The 18,430-nt window shown below is 74.7% G+C and carries 12 protein-coding genes; 3 read left to right on the forward strand and 9 right to left on the reverse strand.

Annotated features, from left to right (window positions below; genetic code table 11):
- Together G6039_RS17785 and G6039_RS17790 are read right to left on the reverse strand one after the other, a co-directional pair.
- The coding region (locus G6039_RS17785; RefSeq protein ID WP_164528091.1) for a non-ribosomal peptide synthetase at nt 1–10,131 on the reverse strand (10,131 nt) is incomplete at its 3' end.
- Between the two features lie 134 nt (nt 10,132–10,265).
- The gene (locus G6039_RS17790; RefSeq protein WP_029544130.1) at nt 10,266–10,757 is read right to left on the reverse strand and encodes a TIGR00725 family protein; all 492 of its coding nucleotides are present in this window, start codon (nt 10,755–10,757) and stop codon (nt 10,266–10,268) included.
- A gap of 106 nt (nt 10,758–10,863) precedes the next feature.
- Between G6039_RS17790 and G6039_RS17795 the strand changes: the two genes are divergently transcribed.
- Nucleotides 10,864–11,766, forward strand: coding sequence for an alpha/beta fold hydrolase (locus G6039_RS17795; protein WP_029544132.1), 903 nt, complete (start codon nt 10,864–10,866; stop codon nt 11,764–11,766).
- Nucleotides 11,767–11,774: 8 nt separating this feature from the next.
- Here G6039_RS17795 and G6039_RS17800 read toward each other — a convergent pair whose 3' ends face one another.
- The 3 genes from G6039_RS17800 to G6039_RS17810 form a co-directional block, all read right to left on the reverse strand.
- Nucleotides 11,775–12,395 (reverse strand): FHA domain-containing protein, encoded by a 621-nt coding sequence (locus G6039_RS17800; RefSeq protein ID WP_006943787.1) that lies wholly within the window; start codon nt 12,393–12,395, stop codon nt 11,775–11,777.
- Nucleotides 12,396–12,416: 21 nt separating this feature from the next.
- Nucleotides 12,417–12,737 carry a chorismate mutase gene (locus tag G6039_RS17805; protein ID WP_006943785.1) on the reverse strand — a complete coding sequence of 107 codons (321 nt, stop codon included), beginning with the start codon at nt 12,735–12,737 and terminating at the stop codon, nt 12,417–12,419.
- A gap of 93 nt (nt 12,738–12,830) precedes the next feature.
- Nucleotides 12,831–13,820: a magnesium transporter gene (locus tag G6039_RS17810; protein WP_029544134.1), complete on the reverse strand. Its 990-nt coding sequence runs from the start codon at nt 13,818–13,820 to the stop codon at nt 12,831–12,833.
- A 93-nt stretch (nt 13,821–13,913) separates the two neighbouring features.
- Here G6039_RS17810 and G6039_RS17815 point away from each other — a divergent pair, with 93 nt between their 5' ends.
- A complete protein-coding gene (locus G6039_RS17815; protein WP_082120248.1) occupies nt 13,914–14,321 on the forward strand; it encodes a YchJ family protein in 408 nt (135 codons plus the stop codon).
- Nucleotides 14,322–14,353: 32 nt separating this feature from the next.
- On the opposite strand, the gene G6039_RS17820 is transcribed toward G6039_RS17815, so the two are convergent.
- The 3 genes from G6039_RS17820 to G6039_RS17830 all read right to left on the reverse strand — a co-directional run bounded on the left by G6039_RS17820 (nt 14,354) and on the right by G6039_RS17830 (nt 16,846).
- Nucleotides 14,354–14,584, reverse strand: coding sequence for a DUF6480 family protein (locus tag G6039_RS17820; RefSeq protein WP_006943781.1), 231 nt, complete (start codon nt 14,582–14,584; stop codon nt 14,354–14,356).
- 101 nt (nt 14,585–14,685) lie between these two features.
- Nucleotides 14,686–14,937, reverse strand: a complete 252-nt coding sequence (locus G6039_RS17825) for a hypothetical protein (RefSeq protein WP_006943779.1) — start codon at nt 14,935–14,937, stop codon at nt 14,686–14,688.
- Between the two features lie 850 nt (nt 14,938–15,787).
- The gene (locus G6039_RS17830) at nt 15,788–16,846 is read right to left on the reverse strand and encodes an alpha/beta fold hydrolase (protein WP_235194107.1); all 1,059 of its coding nucleotides are present in this window, start codon (nt 16,844–16,846) and stop codon (nt 15,788–15,790) included.
- Here G6039_RS17830 and G6039_RS17835 point away from each other — a divergent pair.
- Nucleotides 16,751–17,725: an AraC family transcriptional regulator gene (locus G6039_RS17835; protein WP_051446154.1), complete on the forward strand. Its 975-nt coding sequence runs from the start codon at nt 16,751–16,753 to the stop codon at nt 17,723–17,725. The two genes, G6039_RS17830 and G6039_RS17835, sit on opposite strands and share 96 nt — an antisense overlap.
- A 15-nt stretch (nt 17,726–17,740) precedes the next feature.
- Here G6039_RS17835 and G6039_RS17840 read toward each other — a convergent pair whose 3' ends face one another.
- Entirely contained in the window at nt 17,741–18,409 is a 669-nt protein-coding gene (locus G6039_RS17840; RefSeq protein WP_006943771.1) for a TetR/AcrR family transcriptional regulator, read from the reverse strand.
- Between the last annotated feature and the right edge of the window lie 21 nt (nt 18,410–18,430).

The raw sequence follows: 18,430 nt of genomic DNA on the forward strand, positions 1-18,430 counted from the left end.
GTGATAGCCCCGCGCCAGCCCGTCCCCGGCCAGGTACAACTCCCCCACCACGCCCACCGGGGCCGGCCGCAACCGCCCGTCGAGCACCAGCGGCGTCACTCCGCGCACGGCCGATCCGATCGTCACCGCCCGTCCCGGCGCCAGCGGTCCCGCCGTCGCCCAGATCGTCGCCTCCGTCGGCCCGTACAGGTTCAGCATCGTCCGCCCCCCGGCGAACCGCTCGACCAACTCGGCTCCGACCGCCTCCCCGGCCACCGCCAGCACCTCGACCGACGTCAATGCCGCCGGCTCCAGCGTCGAGAGCACCGACGGCGTGAGGACCATGTGCGTCACCTGCTCGGCATCGAGCAGCGTGGCGAGTTCGGCGCCGCCGACGACGCCGGCCGGAACCGACACCAGGCAGCCCCCGGAGCCGAACGCGGCCAGTTGTTCGAAGATCGCCGCGTCGAAGCTCGGCGAGGCGAAGCCGAGGACCCGCGCGTCCGGTCCGACCGCGAGCGAATCATCCTGGGCGCGAACGATGTTCGCCAACCCGCGGTGGGTGACCGTGACGGCCTTCGGGGTGCCGGTCGAGCCGGAGGTGTAGATCAGGTAGGCGGCGTGGTCGGGATGCAGCGGCCGGGTCCGGTCCGCGTCGGTCAACGGCGCGGCGGATTCGGCGGCGGATGCGGCCCGCAGCGCCGGGTCGTCGAGCTCGAGCCAGGTGAGCGCGCCGGGCAGCGCGGACCGGTGCGCGGTCGTGGTCAGCCCGAGCGTGGCACCGCAGTCGCCGAGCATGTGCGCGATGCGCTCGGCCGGATACGCCGGGTCGACGGGCACGAAGGCGCCGCCGGCCTTGGCGACCGCCCACACGGCGAGCACCGACTCCGCCGAGCGGGGCAGCGCGAGGGCCACGCGCACGTCCGGGCCCACCCCGGCGGCGACGAGCAGGCGGGCGAGCCGGCCGGCGGCGGCATCGAGTTCCCGGTAGGTCCAGGTGGTGCCGTCGGCACGCACGGCCGGGCGCTCGGGGTGCGCCGCGGCGGCGGCCCCGAGCAGCGTGGGCAGCAGCCACGGCCCGACACCGGCGGGACCCGCCGTCGCGTGCAGGGCGGCGGACTCGGCGGCGTCGAGCAGATCCACGTCCCCGACGGGCACGGCCGGGTCGGTGGTGACGGCGGTGAGGAGCCGCACGAACCGCGCGGCGATCGTGCGCGCGGTGGCCTCGTCGAACAGGTCGGTGGCGTAGGTGAGGGTGGCGTCCAGCCCGGCGGGCCGGCCGTCGTCGCCGGTGTGTTCGCGCAGCTCGAGCCCGAGGTCGAACTGCGAGGAGCCACGCTCGACGTCCTCGACGGCGATCTCGAGCCCGTCGATCTCGAGGGTGGGTGCCGCGAAGTCGGCCAGCGCGAGGGAGACCTGGAACAGCGGGTGGTGCGCGGTGGACCGGGCCGGGCGCACCGCCTCGACCACCTGATCGAAGGCGACGTCGGCGTGGGCGAACGCGGCCAGGTCGGCCTCGCGCACCTGCGCCACCAGGTCGGCGAACGTGGCGTCGGGCCGCACCGCGGTGCGCAGGACCACGGTGTTGACGAACATCCCGACCAGGTCGTCGAGTTCGGCGGCGCCGCGGCCGGCCACCGCGGTGCCCACCGCGATGTCGTCGCCGGCGCCGAGACGGGACAGCAGCGCGACGAGCGCGGCGTGCAGGGTCATGAACACGGTGGCGTTCTCGGCGCGGGCGAGGCGGCGCAGCGCGGCGTGGACGCCGGCGTCCACGGTGAAGGCGACGTCGGCGCTCGCGCCGGACTGCACCGCGGGTCCGGGCCGGTCGGTGGGCAGGACGACCCGATCCGGCAGGCCGGCCAGGGTGCGGGTCCAGAAGTCCAGTTGCCGGGCGGTGGTCGAGTCGGGGTCGTCGGGCTCGCCGAGCACCTCGCGTTGCCACAGCGTGTAGTCGGCGTACTGCACCGGCAGCGGCGCCCACGCCGGGGCCGCACCCGCGGTCCGGGCGGCGTACGCGGCGATCAGGTCCCGGGCCAGCGGCGCCACCGACACCCCGTCCGCGGCGATGTGGTGCAGCACCAGCACCAGCACGTGCTCCTCCGCGCCCAGGCGCAGCACCCGGGCCCGCACCGGCAGGTCCACGGTCAGGTCGAAGCCGGCCCCGGCGAAGCCCGCCACGGCGGCATGCACGGCGTCCGCGGGGACGTCGACAAAGTCCGGACCGGTGGGCGCCGCGTCGACGATCACCTGGCGGGGGCCCTCCGCGTCGGCGGGGAACACGGTGCGCAGGCTCTCGTGCCGGGCGGTCAGGTCGCCGAAGGCGGCGGCGAGCGGGGCGATGTCGAGCCGGCCCCGCAGGCGCAGCGCCACCGGGATGTTGTAGACGCCGGACGCGGGGTCGAGCTGGTTGAGCACCCACATCCGGTGCTGCGCCGGGCCGAGGGGCAGGCGGGCCGGCCGCTCCCGTCGCCCGAGTGCGACGGCGGCACCGGTGCGGCCCGCGGCGCGGGTGGCCAGCGCCGCGGGGGTGGGCGCCTCGAACAGATCGCGCACCGCCAGGGCGGAGCCCGCGGTGGCGTTGATGCGGGCGATCACCCGGGTCGCGTCGAGGGAGTTGCCGCCCAGGTCGAAGAACGAGTCGTCGGCGCCGAGCCCGTCCAGGCCGAGGACGTCGGCGAAGGCGGCGGCGGCGGCGGTCTCGACCGGTCCACGCGGTGCGCGGGCCGGGCGCCGGCTGCGGCCGAAGTCCGGCTCCGGCAGCGCCGTCCGGTCCAGCTTGCCGACCGGGGTGAGCGGAACCTCGTCGAGGACGACGACCGCGGCGGGCACGAGATGGGCGGGCAGCTGTTCGCCGAGCCGGTCCCGCAGCCGGTCCGGGTCCAGCCCGCGGCCCGGCACGGGCCGCACGTAGGAGACGAGGACGGCCGAGCCGGTGGGACCGGGACGGCCGAGCGTGGCCGCGAAGTCCACGTCGGCGACGGCGGCGAGGGCCGCGTCGACCTCCCCGAGCTCGACGCGGATGCCGCGCACCTTGACCTGGAAGTCGGTGCGGCCCAGGTATTCCAGCACCGGGCCGCCGTCGGCGGCGCGGGTCCAGCGCACGAGGTCACCGGTGCGGTACATGCGCTCCCCGGGCCGTCCGGGATGCGCGACGAACCGGCTCGCGGTCAGCTGCGGACGGCCGTGGTAGCCGCGCGCCAGCCCGGGACCGGCCAGGTACAGCTCTCCGGCGGTGCCGAGCGGCACCGGCCGCAGCCAGCCGTCGAGGACTTCGGTTTCGGTGCCGGGCACACCGGCGCCGAGGGTGACGGGCGCATCGGCGGTGAGGGGGGCGACGGTGGCCCAGATGGTGGTCTCGGTGGGGCCGTAGAGGTTGAACATCGTGCGGCCGGGCGCCCACCGGCGCACCAGGTCGGTGGGGACGGCCTCACCGCAGACACCGACGACCCGCACGGTGTGCGCGGCGGCCGGGTCGAGGGTGGCCAGCACCGCGGGGGTGAGGACGAGGTGGGTGACGCCCGCGTCGGCGAGCCGGTCGGTCAGTTCGTCGCCGCCGACGACCGTCGGGGGTACGACGACGAGCCGGGCGCCGGCGGCGAACGCGGCGAGCTGTTCGAACACGGACGCGTCGAAGCTCGGCGACGCCACGTGCGCGACCCGTGCCGACGGGGTCGGCTCCAGCACGGCGAGCAGTGCGTCGACCAGGTTGCCGAGGCCCCGGTGGGTGACCGTGACGGCCTTCGGCGTCCCGGTCGAGCCGGAGGTGTAGATCAGGTAGGCCGGGTCGTCGAGCCGGGCCGGTGACGGCACCGCGGGGCCGGCCGGGGTGCGGCGGGCGGTCGCGGGATCGTCGAGCACCAGCCACGTCGTCGCGGAGCCGGGCAGCCGGTCCCGGTGGGCGGTGACGGTGACGCCGAGGCGGGCGCCGGAATCGGTGAGCATGTGCTCGATCCGGTCCAGGGGGTGGCGCGGGTCGACGGGGACGAACGCGGCGCCGGTCTTCGCGACCGCCCACACGGCGAGGACCGATTCGAGCGAGCGGGTCAGCGCGAGCGCGACCAGCGTGCCGGGTCCGGCGCCGTGCGCGGCGAGCAGCCCCGCCAGGGCGGCGGTCCGGTCGTCGAGTTCGCGGTAGGTGAGCTCGGCGGTGCCGGCGACGACGGCGACCGCATCCGGGTGACGGGTGGCGGTGCCGGCGAGGATGTCGGCGAGGGTGACGGCCCGGTCGCGGGCCGGCACGAACGGGGCGTCGACGCCGGGGGCGCCGAGCGCGGCGATGCGGCGGTCCGGGGTCCGGGCGAGCGCACCGAGCAGCTCCGCGCACCGCTCGAGGATGCGGCGCGCGACGCCGTCACCGACCGAGGCGGGGCGGTAGCGCACGCTCAGCTCCGGCCGGGCGCCCGGCTCGACGATCAGGCTCACGGGGTACGGGGTGGCTTCGGCGCCGGTGACGCCGAGGACCCGCATTCCGGCGCCGTCGGCGGTCGCGGACAGGGCGTCGCGGTCGAGCGGGTAGGACTCGACGACGGCGAGGGTGTCGAACAGTTCGGTGACGCCGGCCGCCCGGTGGATCTCGGCGAGCCCGAGGTGCTGGTGCTCGAGCAGCGCCGCCTGTTCGGCCTGGAGGCGGCGCAGCAGGTCGGCGCCGGTGTCGGTGGGCTGCAGGCGCACCCGCACCGGCACGGTGTTGACGAACAGGCCGAGCACGGCGTCCACGCCGGGCAGCTCGGGCGGGCGGCCGGAGACGGTGGAGCCGAACACCACGTCGGTGCGGCCGGTGAGCTCGGCCAGGGTCAGCGCCCACGCCGCCTGCACGACGGTGGCGAGGGTGACGTCGTGGGCGCGGGTGGCAGCGTCGAGGGCGGCGGCGGTTTCGGCGCTCAGCGCGACGGTGTGGGCGGCGCCGCCGGTGTCGGCGGGGTCGTCGTGCGGGGCGACGAGGGTGGGGGCGTCGATGCCGTCCAGGGCGCGGGCCCACGCGGTCCGCGCGGCGACGAGGTCCCGGCCGGCAAGCCAGGCCAGGTGGTCCCGGAACGACGGCGCCGGTCCGGGCACCGCCGCGCCCGCCGCGTAGGCGGTGAGCAGTTCGGCGACGAGCAGCGGGGTGGACCAGCCGTCGAGGACGAGGTGGTGGTTGGTCAGCAGCAGCCGGTACCGGTCGGCGGCGGTGCGGACCAGGTGGACGCGCAGCAGCGGCGCGGCGGCCAGGTCGAACCGGTCGGCGCGGTCCGCGTCGAGGATGCGCGCCAGCTCGCCGTCGGTGTCGGCACGGCCGCGCAGATCGGTTTCCCGCCAGGTCACGTCGGCCGTGCGGAGCACGACCTGGAGCGGGCCGGCGGCCGTGTCGCGGAAGGCGGCCCGCAGGCTGTCGTGCCGGTCGACCACGGACTGCGCCGCGGCGCGGAGCCGGGCGGGGTCCACGGTGCCGGCGAGTTCGAGCACGGTCTGCACGGTGTAGTCGTCGGGGGCGTCGGTGGCGGCGTACCCGGTGTGGAACAGCAGCCCGGCCTGCAGCGGGGACAGCGGCCACACGTCGGCCAGGCCTCCGCGGTCGCGCTCCCACGCGTCGATCCGGTCCTGGTCGACGGCGACCAGCGGGAAGTCGGAGGGGCTGTGACCGCCGGCGGCCGGGTCGCCGACGTGCCAGGCGAGCGCGGCGAGCGCGGCCACCCACAGCTGCGCGAACTCGTCGACGGCGTCCTCGTCGAGCAGGCCGGTCGCGTAGGTGAAGGTGGCGGCGAGGCCGTCGGCCTCGACGGCGGCGTCGATGTCGAGCACCGCGGGCAGCGGCATCTGCGGTTCACGGGTGGCGGCGGTGCCGAGCGGCAGCCACGGTCCCTCGACCGTGGTGTCGATGCGGCCGAGGAAGTTGAACGCGATCTGCGGGGCCGGATGCGCGGGCAGGGTGCCGGCGACGTACCGGAGCAGGCCGTAGCCGATGCCGTGGTCGGGAACGGCGGCGAGCCGTTCCTTGACCGACCGGATCGCCGCGCCCGCCGCGGCACCGCCACCGAAGGCGTCGTCGACGTCGATGCCGGTGAGGTCCACGTCGAGGGGGTGCACGGTGGTGAACCATCCGACGGTGCGGGACAGGTCGGCTCCGGGGACCGCCGCCTCCTCGCGGCCGTGGCCCTCGACGCCGACGAGCGTCGCGGGGGCGGTGCGGCCGCGGTTGCGGCGCCACCGCTCGGCCGCCAGGCCGAGCGCGGCGAGCAACGCCTCGGCGGTGCCGCAGTGGAAGCGCTGGGGCACGGCGGTCAGCACGGCGTCGGTGACCTCGGCGGGCACGTGCACGCGCAGCCGGGCGGAGGTGGCGACGGTGTCGCGCGCCGGATCGAACGGCCGCTCCCCCAGTGCCGGGTCGGGCGTCGCGAGAATCCGCTCCCACAACGGCAGTTCGTCGCTGCGGTCGGCCTCGGTCAGGCCGTGCGCCCACCGGCGCAGCGACGTGCCGACCGGGGCGAGGGCGGGCGCGGCACCGCCGGCGAGGTCGGTGTAGGCGGCGGCCAGGTCGGGCAGCAGGATGCGCCAGGACACCGCGTCCACGGCGAGGTGGTGGACGACGGCCACGAGCAGGTCGTCGCGGCCGTCGGGCGAGGCCAGCCACTCGAACTGCGCGACGATCCCGGCGGCCGGATCGAGTCGGTCCGCCGCGGCCTCCAGCGCGGCCGCGGCGGCGCCGCGTGGCTCGTCGACGGCGGCGCGGCGCAGCACCGCGTCGGCGGCGACCGCGCCGACGGGGAGCACCTCGAGCGTGCGGGCAGCGGTCAGCCGCATCCGCAGCGCGTCGTGCCGATCGAGCAGCGCCTGCACGGCCCCGGCCAGGTGCGCCGGGTCGGGATGCTCGGGCAGCCGGATCAGCACGGCCTGCCCGTACCGGTCGACGGGCCCGCCGCCGGCCAGCAGTTCGGCGACGATCGGGGTGGTGTCGACCGGACCGGTGCCGCCGCCGGGGAGTTCGGCAAGGACTGCGCCGGCTCCGGTGTCCGCCACCGCGACGGCGGCCAGAGCGGCGACGGTGCGGCGCTCGAAGACGTCGCGCGCGGTGAACCGCAGTCCGGCGGCGCGGGCGCGGGAGACGAGGGTGATCGCGACGATGCTGTCGCCGCCGAGGGCGAAGAAACTGTCGTCGGCGCCGACTCGTTCCACGCCGAGCACCTGGGTGAACAGGGCGGCGATCACTTCCTCGCGGGCGCCCTCGGGGGCGCGGCCGGCGGTGGGGGTGCCGAAGTCCGGGGCGGGCAACGCGGCGCGGTCGATCTTCCCGACGGGGGTGAGCGGCAGTTCGGGCAGCACGGTGATCGCCGCGGGCACGAGGTAGGCGGGCAGGGTGTCGGCGAGTTCGCCGCGCAGGGCGTCGACGTCGACGGCGGCGCCGGCGTGCCCGACGACGTAGGCGGCGAGGACGGTCGCGCCGGCGGGCGTGGTGGCGCCGACGGTGACGGCCCGGGCAACGGTGTGGTGCCGGAGCAGCGCGGCGTCGACCTCGCCGAGTTCGACGCGGAACCCCCGGATCTTGACCTGGTGATCGGTGCGGCCGGCGAACTCGAGCGCGGCGGCTGCGCCGCCGGTGTGTCCTTCGGGCTCCCCTGGCAGCCCAAAGGACGCACCGCGCCAGCGCACCAGGTCACCGGTGCGGTACATGCGTTCTCCGGGCGCGTACGGGTCGGCCACGAAGCGGGCGGCGGTCAGGTCGGGGCGGCCGAGATAGCCGCGGGCGATCCCGGCGCCGGCCAGGTACAGCTCGCCGGTGACCCCTGCGGGCACGGGCTGCAGCCGGCGGTCCAGGACGAGGGCGCGCATGCCGCGGATCGGGGTGCCGACCCCGACCCGGTCGCCGCGGTGGTGCGGAGCCGCGAAGGTGGCGGTGACGGTGGCCTCGGTGGGGCCGTACGCGTTGAGGAACGCCCGGCCCACCGACCACCGATCGGCCAGGTCGGGCGGGCAGGCGTCGCCACCGACGACGACCGTGCCGATCTCGGGGTGGTCGTCGGGGTCGAGGGTGGCGAGCACGGCCGGGGTCGCGTCGAGGTGGGTGACTCGTCCGGCGCGGAGAACCTCGGCGAGCTCGGTGCCGCCATAGGCCTGCGGCGGCACCACCACCAGGGTGGCGCCGGCGGTGAAGGTCACCAGCAGCTCCTCGATCGAGGAGTCGAAGGCCGGCGAGTACAGGTGGGTGGCGCGCGAGCCGGCGGCGACGGCCAGACGCGCGCGGGCGTCGTCGGCGAGGTTCGCCAGGCCGGCATGGGTGACGACGACCCCCTTGGGGGTGCCGGTGGAACCGGAGGTGTAGACGACGTAGGCGGCGTGCTCGGGCCGCAGCGGGATTCCCCGCTCCGCGTCGGTGACCGGGCCGGCGTCCGCCGCCGTGACCGCGGCGACGGTCGCGGGGTCGTCCAGGGCGATCCAGTCGGTGTCGTCGGGCAGTCCGTCCCGGTGCGCGGCGACGGTCAGGCCGATGCGGGCGCCGCTGTCGCGCAGGACGTGCTCGAGCCGGGCCCGGGGGTGACCGGGGTCGACGGGCACGAACGCGGCTCCCGTCTTGGCGACGGCCCACACGGCCTGCACCGATTCGACGGACCGCGACAGCGCCAGCGCCACCGTGGTCTCCGGGCCGGCGCCGCGGGCGAGCAGCAGCCGGGCGAGCCGGTCGGTGGCGGCGTCCAGGTCGGAGTAGGTCACGGTGCGCGCACCGTCGATCACCGCGACGGCGCCGGGGTCGAGGGCCGCCCCGGCGGTGAGCAGGTCGGCCAGGGTGCGGGGCGGCACCGGATCGGCGCCGCGGGCCGGGACGAGGGCGGCGCGCTCGTCGTCGCCGAGCAGGTCCAGGTCGGCGAGACGCCGGTCGGGTGCGGCGGTGGCGAAACGGTGCAGGAACGCGAGGAACCGCCGGTGGTGCGCGGCGAGCTCGTCCCGGTCGTACAGGTTGGGGTTGGCCTGGAAGTCGAGGTGCGTGCTGTGGCCGCCCGGATAGAGGTTGACGAACAGGTCCTCGATGAGCCCGGAGGTGAGCACGTGGACCCGCCCGGTGAGCGCGCCGAGCCGGACCCGGTGGTCGAACAGCATGAGGTTGACCGAGGGGCCGAACCCGGCGGCGTGATCGCCGGTGAGACCGAGGTCGCGGGCGATGTCCTCCTGCCGGTACCGCTGGCGGCGCAGTGCCCCGGTCAGCTCGAGTTCCGCCGCGGCGATCACGGCGGCGACGGTGGCGGCGTCGGTGCGCAACCGCAGCGGCACCACGTTGGCGAGCATGCCCCCGGAGCGGCGCAGCGTGGCGGTGGTGCGGGCCGAGACGGGCAGGCTGAGCATCACCTCGTCGTGGCCGGTCATCCGGGCGAGGTAGGTGCCGAACGCGGCGACCACCAGCGGTGCGAGGCTCGACCCGCGCCGGGCCGCGGCGTCGCGCAGGGCCTGCTCGGTGTCGGCGGGCAGCTCCGCGCCGACCAGCAGCGGGTGCGCGTCGGCGGGGGCGGCCCGGCCGGCCAGCGACACGGGATCGCTCAGCCCGGCCAGGTGCTCGGTCCAGTACGCACGGTCGGCCTCGAACCGCGGGGAGCGGCGGTAGGTCTCGTCCGCGGCGACGATGTCGGGCAGCGCGGCGGTGCGCGGCGTGTGCACCGCGGTTCCGGTGACGGTGGCGGTGTAGAGCTCGGCGGTGCGCGCGACGAGGGTCATCGCGCCGACGCCGTCGAGGGCGATGTGGTGGATCCGGGCGTACCAGAACCAGCGGTCCTCGGCGATGCGGAGCACGGCGGTGACGGCGAGCCGGTCGGTGCACATGTCGACCGGGGCGGTGTAGTCGCGCTCCATCCATTCGCGGGCCGCGGCCACGGGATCGGCCTCGCCCCGCAGATCGACCACCGTCAGCCGCTCGCCGGTGTGCACGACCGTCTGGAACGGGTGGCCGTCCTCCTCGACGATGCGCAGGAAGCCGGTGCCGAACTCGCGTCCGACGGCACGGGCGGCACCTTCGAGGGCGTCGAGGTCGAGGTCCCCGGCGATGTCGACGTACTGGGCGATGTTGACGGGCGTGGCGCCGGCCAGGTGCTGTGCGAACCAGATCCCGCGCTGGGCCGCCGAGAGCGGGAACGCGCCGGCGGGCTGCGGGGCAGCGAAATGTTCTTGGGCGACCGGGCTTTCGTGCAACACGGGGGTACTCCTGACGACCGGTGGACTGTGCTGCTTCCACGGTCGTCCGCAGACCCCGGTGCCGATACCGACCCCAGCGGTGGGCGCGGCACCCGCAGGGGTGGTCGAGAATCACCCTCGGGTGCGAGAACTCCTCAGCCGGTCCAGCCCGCGGTGGGATCGCGCCGCCACAACAGGTCGTGGATGGCGTCGACGGCGTCCCCGGCGGAGGTCACGGCGAGCACCCCGGCGGCGGGCAGCGGCCACCCCCCGATCGAGATCACCGGGACGCCGGTGCGGACGGCGAGCGCGATCTCGCTGAGCGTGCCCCAGCTGCCGCCGACCGCGATGAGCGCCTCGCAGGTGCGTACCAGCAGGGCGTTGCGCATCTCGCCGAGACCGGTCGGGATCGACACGGTGAGGTACGGGTTGGCCTCCGCGCGGTCGTCGCCGGGCAGCAGGCCGAGGGTGGTGCCGCCGGCCTCCGCGGCTCCGCGCGATGCCGCGGCCATCACCCCGCCCAGTCCCCCGGTCACGACGACGGCGCGTCGCGCCGCGAGCAGCCCGCCGACCTGACGGGCGATCCGGCGTTGTTCGGCCGTGGCCTCCGCGGGCCCGACCACGCCGACATACCGCTGCGCATCCATGACGCGATTGTCCACCACCCAGGGTGCAGAAGTGGCCCCCTGAGGTGAAATCCACCACCACCGGGGTTGCTCGCCCGGCACCGGCATCCGGCGGATCCTTGTCCGCATGTCCACCCTCCGCACCGAGCGTCTCGTACGCCGCCATACGGTGATCGCCGACGACGGCGTGCCGCTCGCGGTCCACGAGATCGGCGCGGCCGGCGCACCGCTCACCGCCGTGTTCGTCCACGGGCACTGCGGCCGCACGGAAACCTGGTCGCCTCTTCGGGATTCGCTGCTCCGGCGCCGCGGAGCGACGCTGCGGATGGTGTTCTTCGACCACCGCGGTCACGGCGCGTCCGGCACCGCCGGGCCGGAGACGTACACCGTCGAGCAGCTCGGGCGCGATCTCGCGGCGGTGCTGCGCGCGGTCTCCGCCGGTCCGGTGGTGCTGGTCGGCCACTCGATGGGCGGCATGACGATCCTGTCCTACGCCCGTCAACATCCGCACGAGATCGGCACCCGGGTCGCCGGGATCTGCCTGATCGGCACCGCCGCCGGTGATCTCGGCCGGTCGGGGCTCGGGCGGTACCTCGAGAGCCCCGCGGTCGAGTTGTTCCACCGCGCGGTGCAGCACGCACCCGGCGCCGTGCAGCACGCGCTGCACCTGGGCGGACGGGCGGTGCGGCCGCTGAGACGGGCGGCGCAGCGACGCGCCCCCGGTTCCCGGTGGGCGGCCCTGCTGGCGGTGCTCGCGAACGACACGCCGGTGGTGACGATGGCGGCGTTCCTGCGATCGTTCGCCGTGCTCGACGAATCCGCCGCGTTGGCGGTGCTCGCCGCGGTCCCCGCGCTCGTGCTGTGCGGGTCGGCGGACGAGTGGACCCCGTTCGAGCTGTCCGCCGGTCTCGCAGCGCGGCTGCCGCGCGCCGAGCTGGTGCGGGTCGACGGCGCCGGGCACTCGGTGATCGCCGACCGCCCCGCGGAGGTCGCGCGGGCCCTCGGCAGGTTGCTGCAGCGGGTGGGGTGAGCCGCAGGTCAGAGGTCGCGTTCGGTGATGACGCCGCTGTGCAATGCGAGCTCGGCGAGCCGGACCCGCTTCTGGTTCTGCGGCAGATCCTCGACACCGAACTTCGCGAACAGCGCCCGCAGATGCGTCTTGACGGCGTCGACGCTGAGGAACAGCTCGGTGGCGATGTCCTGGTTGGAGGCGGGGGTGGCGAACGCGGCGCCGTGCTTGTAGGGCCGGCACAGCGCGAGCAGGATTCCGCGTTGCGTCTCCGTGAGCGAACGCACCGTCGGCAGCTCCGACGCGACGCGGGTCGCCTCGTCCGGTCCGGCACCGATCTCCTGGAAGGTCAGTCGGATCGAGCCGATCCGGATGCTGTCGCCCTCCCGCAGGCGGCGGCGTCCGGTGATGCGTTCCCCGTTGAGGAACGTGCCGTTGCGGGAGAGCCCGTCGTCGAGGATGGTCCAGTGGGTGCCGATCCACTCCACGACGGCGTGCAGGCGGGAGACCTCGTTGTCGCCGGTGAACGCCACGTCGGAGCTCGGAGCACGGCCGATGGTGACGCGCGGCGACTCCGGCGACAGCTCGAACCGATGCTGCCGCCCCTGCTTGTCGACATACGACAGACGCGATTCGGTGACGACGCTCATCACAACCTCCAGGGCGCGGACTCAATCCTGCCCGTAGGTTGCAGCGTCGGCAAGGGGGTCGCGTCCCAACCGCAGCAGCGTCGCCGCCAGCGCCGAACCGTCCCGCCCCAGTGCCGCGGTGAACCGCGCGAGCACCGCCATCTCGCGACGCGTGTGCGCCGGCACCGTTCCGTGACCGGCGCGGCGCAGCCGGCCGGCGTGGTGCGCGAGACCGGTCCGGCGCCGGATCGCGGCGACGATCTCGGCGTCGACCCGGTCGATCTCGTCGAACACGTGATCCAGTTCGGCCGTGCCGGCGAGGGCGGTGGGGTTCGGGGTGAACGTTTCCGACGTTACGGTCACGGGGCCTCCACGGGATTGGCGGTCGGTCGCCCCATCGTGGCTCGGGAACGCCTTGTCCCCCAAGGACCCCTGGGGTGGGGAACACCCCACCCCTCAGCCGAGCAGAAGCGTCACCGCCACGAAGTAGATGACGATGGAGAGCAGGTCCTGGATCACCGTGGCGAGCGGGCCGGACCCGAACGCCGGGTCCTTGCCCAGCCGCTGCAGTGCCCACGGCAGGACCATCGCGACGGTGGTCGCGATGGTGCTGGCGGCCAGCACGGCCGATGCCACGGCGACCGCGAGATCCCGGTTTCCCGTCATGAGCAGCACCGCCGGCAGCATCGTCGCACCCAGCAGCGCCCCCACCGACAGGCCGGTCAGCACCTCGCGGCGCACGATCCGGCGGATCCCCACACCCACCGAGAACCCGCGGATGACCAGCGCCTCGGTCTGCGTACCGACCGCGTCCGCCAGGTACACGATGCCCGGCACGAAGTAGGCGACGGCGAGGTCGGCGTCGAGCTCGGCCTCGAAGACCTGCATCAGGCGGGCCGAGACCATGGCCCCGACCAGACCGACGACGAGCCACGGCAGCCGGTGCCACAGGCGTCGACGGATTCCCTCGACGCTCGAGGCCCGTGCCGCGTCCACCGAGTGCACGAAGCCGCCGAGCCGGGCCATGTCCTGGTCGTGCTCGTGCAGCAGCACGGCGAGCAGCTGCTGGGGCGCGATGAGACCGCGGAACCGGCCGCGGCCGTCCACGACGGCGAGGCCGGGTTCACCGTGCTGAACAGCCTTCCACGCGGCCCGTTCCTGCGCGGTGTCCGGACGCACCACCGGCGGATCCGGATCCATCACGTCGCTCATCCGGGTGGTGCCGGGGGCTGCCAGCAGCCGTTCGATCGTGACGAGACCGACGAGCACCTCACCGGCGAGCACGGCGACGACGGCGGCGCTGTCGAAACTGTGCTCCCGCATCCGGTCGAGCACCCCGGCAACCGTGTCGTCCGGCCCGGCAACCGGGACGGCCGCGAAGCTGTGCCGCAGCGCGGTGCCGGGACTGCCCTGCTCCCATGCCTGTGTGTCGGCAGATTCGACCATGCCCCACCGTTCCTCCGGCCGCGCTCGTCCCGAGGTTCGATCGTGCCACGGCCGGCACCACCGCCCGATCCCGGCCGTGGCGATAATGTGCCGGTGAGTCCACGCGAGCGCGCCCCCCGACCCGGCCCCACCACACCCTGCCCGTGCGGCCGGGGCCTGCCGTACGGCGAATGCTGCGGGCCGTTCCTCGCCGGCGGGCACGCGCCCACCGCCGAACAGCTGATGCGTTCGCGGTACACCGCCTTCGCGGTGGGCGACGAGGCGTATCTGCGCCGCACGTGGCACCCCGGGACTCGCCCGGTGCGGCTGGACCTCGATCCGGCGCAGCGGTGGACCGGGCTCGAGGTGCTGCGCACGAGCGGCGGCGGGTTCCTGCACACGGAGGGAACGGTCGAGTTCCGCGCCCACTACAGGTTCGGCGGTCACGCGGACGTGCTGCACGAACACAGCCGGTTCGTCCGCGAGGACGGCCGCTGGCTCTACGTCGACGCTCTCGGCTGACCTGGCGGGCGCGGTTCGGTCGTTCGGCGTACTCAGTCGAAGAGGGCGAACGCGCGCGCCACGAAGAACGCCGCCACTCCGAGCACGATCAACGCGATGAGCAGGATCGCGAAGACGGGCATCACCCGGCTCGGGTTGGGTTGGGGATGCGACAGACCGGAGGTCTGTCCGGCATCGGGCGGCGTGTCCCCGGGCTGTACTCCCCCGCCGGCGTCGAGGCCGGGGGTGTCTTCCGGCTGAGGTCCGGGGTTCTGGGTACTCACGTGCGCTCCTGGTGTCGGCGGTGCGGGAACGGTGCCGAGAGCAGCGCCTCGGCCCCGACGACATACCCGGTTTCCGGCCGCGTAATCCTCGGGCGCGAGCGTCAGCCGAACGGTCCGGGCAGATGACGCGAGAACCAGACGGCCTCGCCGAGCGGCTCCGTCGCCGCGTCGAGGTGCCCGCTCACGTCGGTGAGAGCGTCGACGAGCCCGGTCACGGCGATCTCGTCGGCGAGCGGCAGGGACTCCCGGTCGAGTGCCTCGGCGGCCTCCACGATCGCGGCGATCTCGCGGGCCAGGTCGAACAGCTTGTCGCGAGTGGCACCGACCCGGGACGCGAAACTGGCGTGACTCATGGGGTCCTCTCGGGCAACGTCGTGGGTTCGCGGTCCCCGTCGCCGTCGAGGCGACGTATGTCACCGTCCGCCCCCGGGCGGGGCGCGGACGGTGAGGCCCTGTCTCAGCTCAACCAGCCGAACAGGTCACGGAACAGATGCATGAACCAGTTGAACTCAGGTCGGAAGTTCCACATGACCGATTTCCTCCTTCCCTGCCTCGACGTCCCGACCCACTGTCTCGGATATCCGGCGGAATGTGATCCGAAACACATTCGAGCGCCCCACCGCCGGGACCCCTCACGATTCCGCCGGCCCGGCGGTCTCGGGGACGTGCAGCGGCCGGTTGTGGCCACTCGCGACGACCCGGGGCGCGAGCCCCGCGATCCGGGACATCGATTCGCGCGCGTAGGCCCGGTTCCAGGTGGTGAGGCGGGGCGGACCGGACGTCCCGCGCCTGCGGCGCAGCAGGCCGGGGCAGCGAGCTCACGTCGACCGTCAGCACGGCGCCGCCGGTGATCGCCACCCGGCCGGACCTGCGGAACAACGCGAGGTGCCCCGGGGTGTGCCCCGACCGCACGAGGTAGACGTTGGCCTCGGTCAGGCCGCGGCCGGCCCCGAGCCGGTACACGCCCGCGGCGACCTCTTCCGGATGCGGCCCGTTCCGGGCGGTCGTTCCCGAGCCCGTGCCCGCCGCGGTGCGCCCGCGCCGGGAGGGCGCCCCGTCTTCGGTGCAATTCTCGGACGCGAGGAACCGCGCGGACCTGGTTCGGTAAATTCCATTTTTCCGTAGGCCGTGGATTCCACATACCGGGTGCGCCGGTCTCCGCGGCGCACGCTGGGGCGCCACCCCGGCTGCCGCGGCGCGCCGTCACCCGCCGGATCGGTCCCGCCCGGCCGGGGCGAAGTGCTCCGAGAGATGCCTCGCGACCTCGTCCGGTTGCTCGAGCGCCACGGAGTGCCCCGCGGCGTCGACCGTGACGTGCCGGCCTCCCGCGGCGTCGGCGATGTTCACCGACGAGATCGGCGGCGGGTAGGCGTGGTCCTCGTGGCCGGCGACGGCGAGGACCGGCACGCGGCAGCCGGCCAGCTCCTCGACGATCCGTCCGCGGTGGATGACGCCGTGGGCCGCGTCTCCGATGCGCGGCCCGAGCCGGGCGATCGCCGCGCGCCAGGTGCTCGTCATCGCGCTCTCCTGAGCGAGGCTCGAATCGCCGAACATGATGTACATGATCGTGTCGACGACGTCGGCCGTGCCGTGCTCGGTGAGGTGGCCGACCAGCGGAGCGAACTCGTCGAGCTTGTACTCCTCCTCCGCCGACGAGCCGAGTGCGGCGGCCGTGCGGAGCAGTTCGGGCCGTCGCGCGGCGAGCCGCAGCGCGACGAATCCGCCGAGGGAATTCCCCACGACGTGACAGGGTGCGAGATCGAGGTGCTCGATCAGGGCCGCGGCGTCCTCGGCGAGAACGTCGACCGCCAGTTCGTCCCGCGCAGCCGGGGCGCTCTCACCCTGCCCACGATGGTCGTAGGCGACCACCCGGTACCCGTCGTCGGCGAATTTCTGCACGAGCGCGTCGAACATCGTGTGATCGAAGAAGAGCGAGTGGCTGAACACGATCGGCACCCCGTCGCGCGGACCGACGTCGACGAAGGCGAGTTCCGTCCCGTTGACCGATGCTCGAAGCATGAGAAACCTCCTGGATCCGGGCCACCGCACCGCGCTGTGGCGCTCGTCACTACACTGCCGACGAGCGTAGGGAGCGGTCCGGTCGCAGCACTCGTCGATCCGCGCAGGACCGTGCCCGTCCCGCGCACGGCCGGTGAGGAGGTCACGGTGACAGCGGACTACCAGGTGCAGTTCACGACGACCCGCCGCGTGCCGCGGCGCGACCGCGCCGAGTTCTGGACCGACCACGTGCGGTTCAACCACGGCACCCTGGACTACTTCTTCCCCGCTCAGGGCGAGCGGTCGCCGGCCGACTTCGCCGGCGCCACGCACGTGCAGCGCTGCGGGAATCACCAGCTCGTCGAGTTCTGGTCCGATCGGATCACCTACGCGCGGACCGCGCGGCACGTCCGGGCGGACGACGACCGGAGCATGCGACTGTTCGTGCCGAAATCCGGCACCCTCACCGTCGCGCACGACGGGGTCACGCTGCCGGTGCCGGTCGGCCGCGCGGCCCTCGTGTCGATGGCCCGCCCCTTCGAGCTCCTCCATCGCGCGCAGACCCGGGCGTGGGTGCTCACCGTGCCCGAAGGGTGCCTGCCCGACCGTGCCGTCGCCGACGGGCCGAGCGTGCTCGACCTGCGCCGCGGCGTCGCGTCGGTGGCGGAGACGATGACGCGGGCGCTGGCCCGGGAACGGAAGTCGTTGTCCGGTCCCGCATTCGTCACGATCAGCGCGCGGGTGATCGAACTCGTGGCCGTCGCCCTGGCCGACCTGCGCGACGGCATCCGCCCGGGCGGCCTGGAGGCGGTGGCCGCGGCCGCCCGGGCCTACGTCGACGAACGTTCGGACGATCCTGACCTGACACCGGCGTCGATCGCGCGCGACCTGGGCTGGTCGCTGCGGCAGCTCCAGCTCGCGTTGCGGACGGCCGGCACCACGCCCGCCGAACTGCTCCGCAACCGGCGGCTGGACCGCGCCCGCAGCCGCCTCGAGGACCCCCGCTGGAGCGCGGTCGCCGTGGGCGACATCGCGTTCGCCTCCGGCTTCGGATCGCTCAGCGCGTTCGGGACGGCGTTCCGTGCCCGCTTCGGGACCACCCCGCGGGCGGTGCGCGTCCCGGCCCCGGCGGCCTGGCCGTGAGGAGGCGGCACCGGCTCAGCGCAGCAGCGTCGCCCGCAGGGTCGCCGTGAGCCACGCCCGGTACTCGTCCACGTCCCAGCCGCAGTCGCGGCGCAGCAGCGCATGCACCTGCGGAGAACCCAGCGTGTAGAGCACGTGTGCCGCGTGATCGACGCTCACGTCGTCGCGCAGCAGCCCGTGCCGGTGCAGCCCGACCGCGATCGTGCGCGCGTTGTCCGCGGTGGCGCGGGCGTCCTCGTCGGCGAACCGGCGCATGTCCGGGTCCGCGCCCGACGACTCGACCGAGGTCATCAGCAGCCCGCCGGCCCGCTCGAGCAGGTCCGCGCCGTAACGGACCACCTGCTCGACGATGCGTTCGGCGTCCGATCCCGCCGGGCCGGAGGCGACCCGCCCCGGGCGCGAACGCTCGGCCGGAGCCGGATCGTCGCCGGCCGAGTCCGCGGACCCGCCCGCGACCGCGGCGTCGAGCGCCTCCCGGAACAGTTCGGACTTGCCGCCGGGGAACGCCGTGAAGACGGTTCGCACGGCGACCCCGGCCGTCTCCGCGATCTGCTTCACCGTGGTGCTGACGTACCCGCGATCGACGAAGAGCCGGGCGGCAGCGTCGACGACGGTCGCCCGGGTACGGCGCGCGGCCTCCTCGCGCAGCGGCGAACTGTAGGTCCTCTTGGCATGCTGGGACATCGATCTCAGCGTATCAGCATC

The organism is Rhodococcus aetherivorans (genome assembly GCF_011058165.1).
GTDB classification, from domain to species: domain Bacteria; phylum Actinomycetota; class Actinomycetes; order Mycobacteriales; family Mycobacteriaceae; genus Rhodococcus; species Rhodococcus aetherivorans.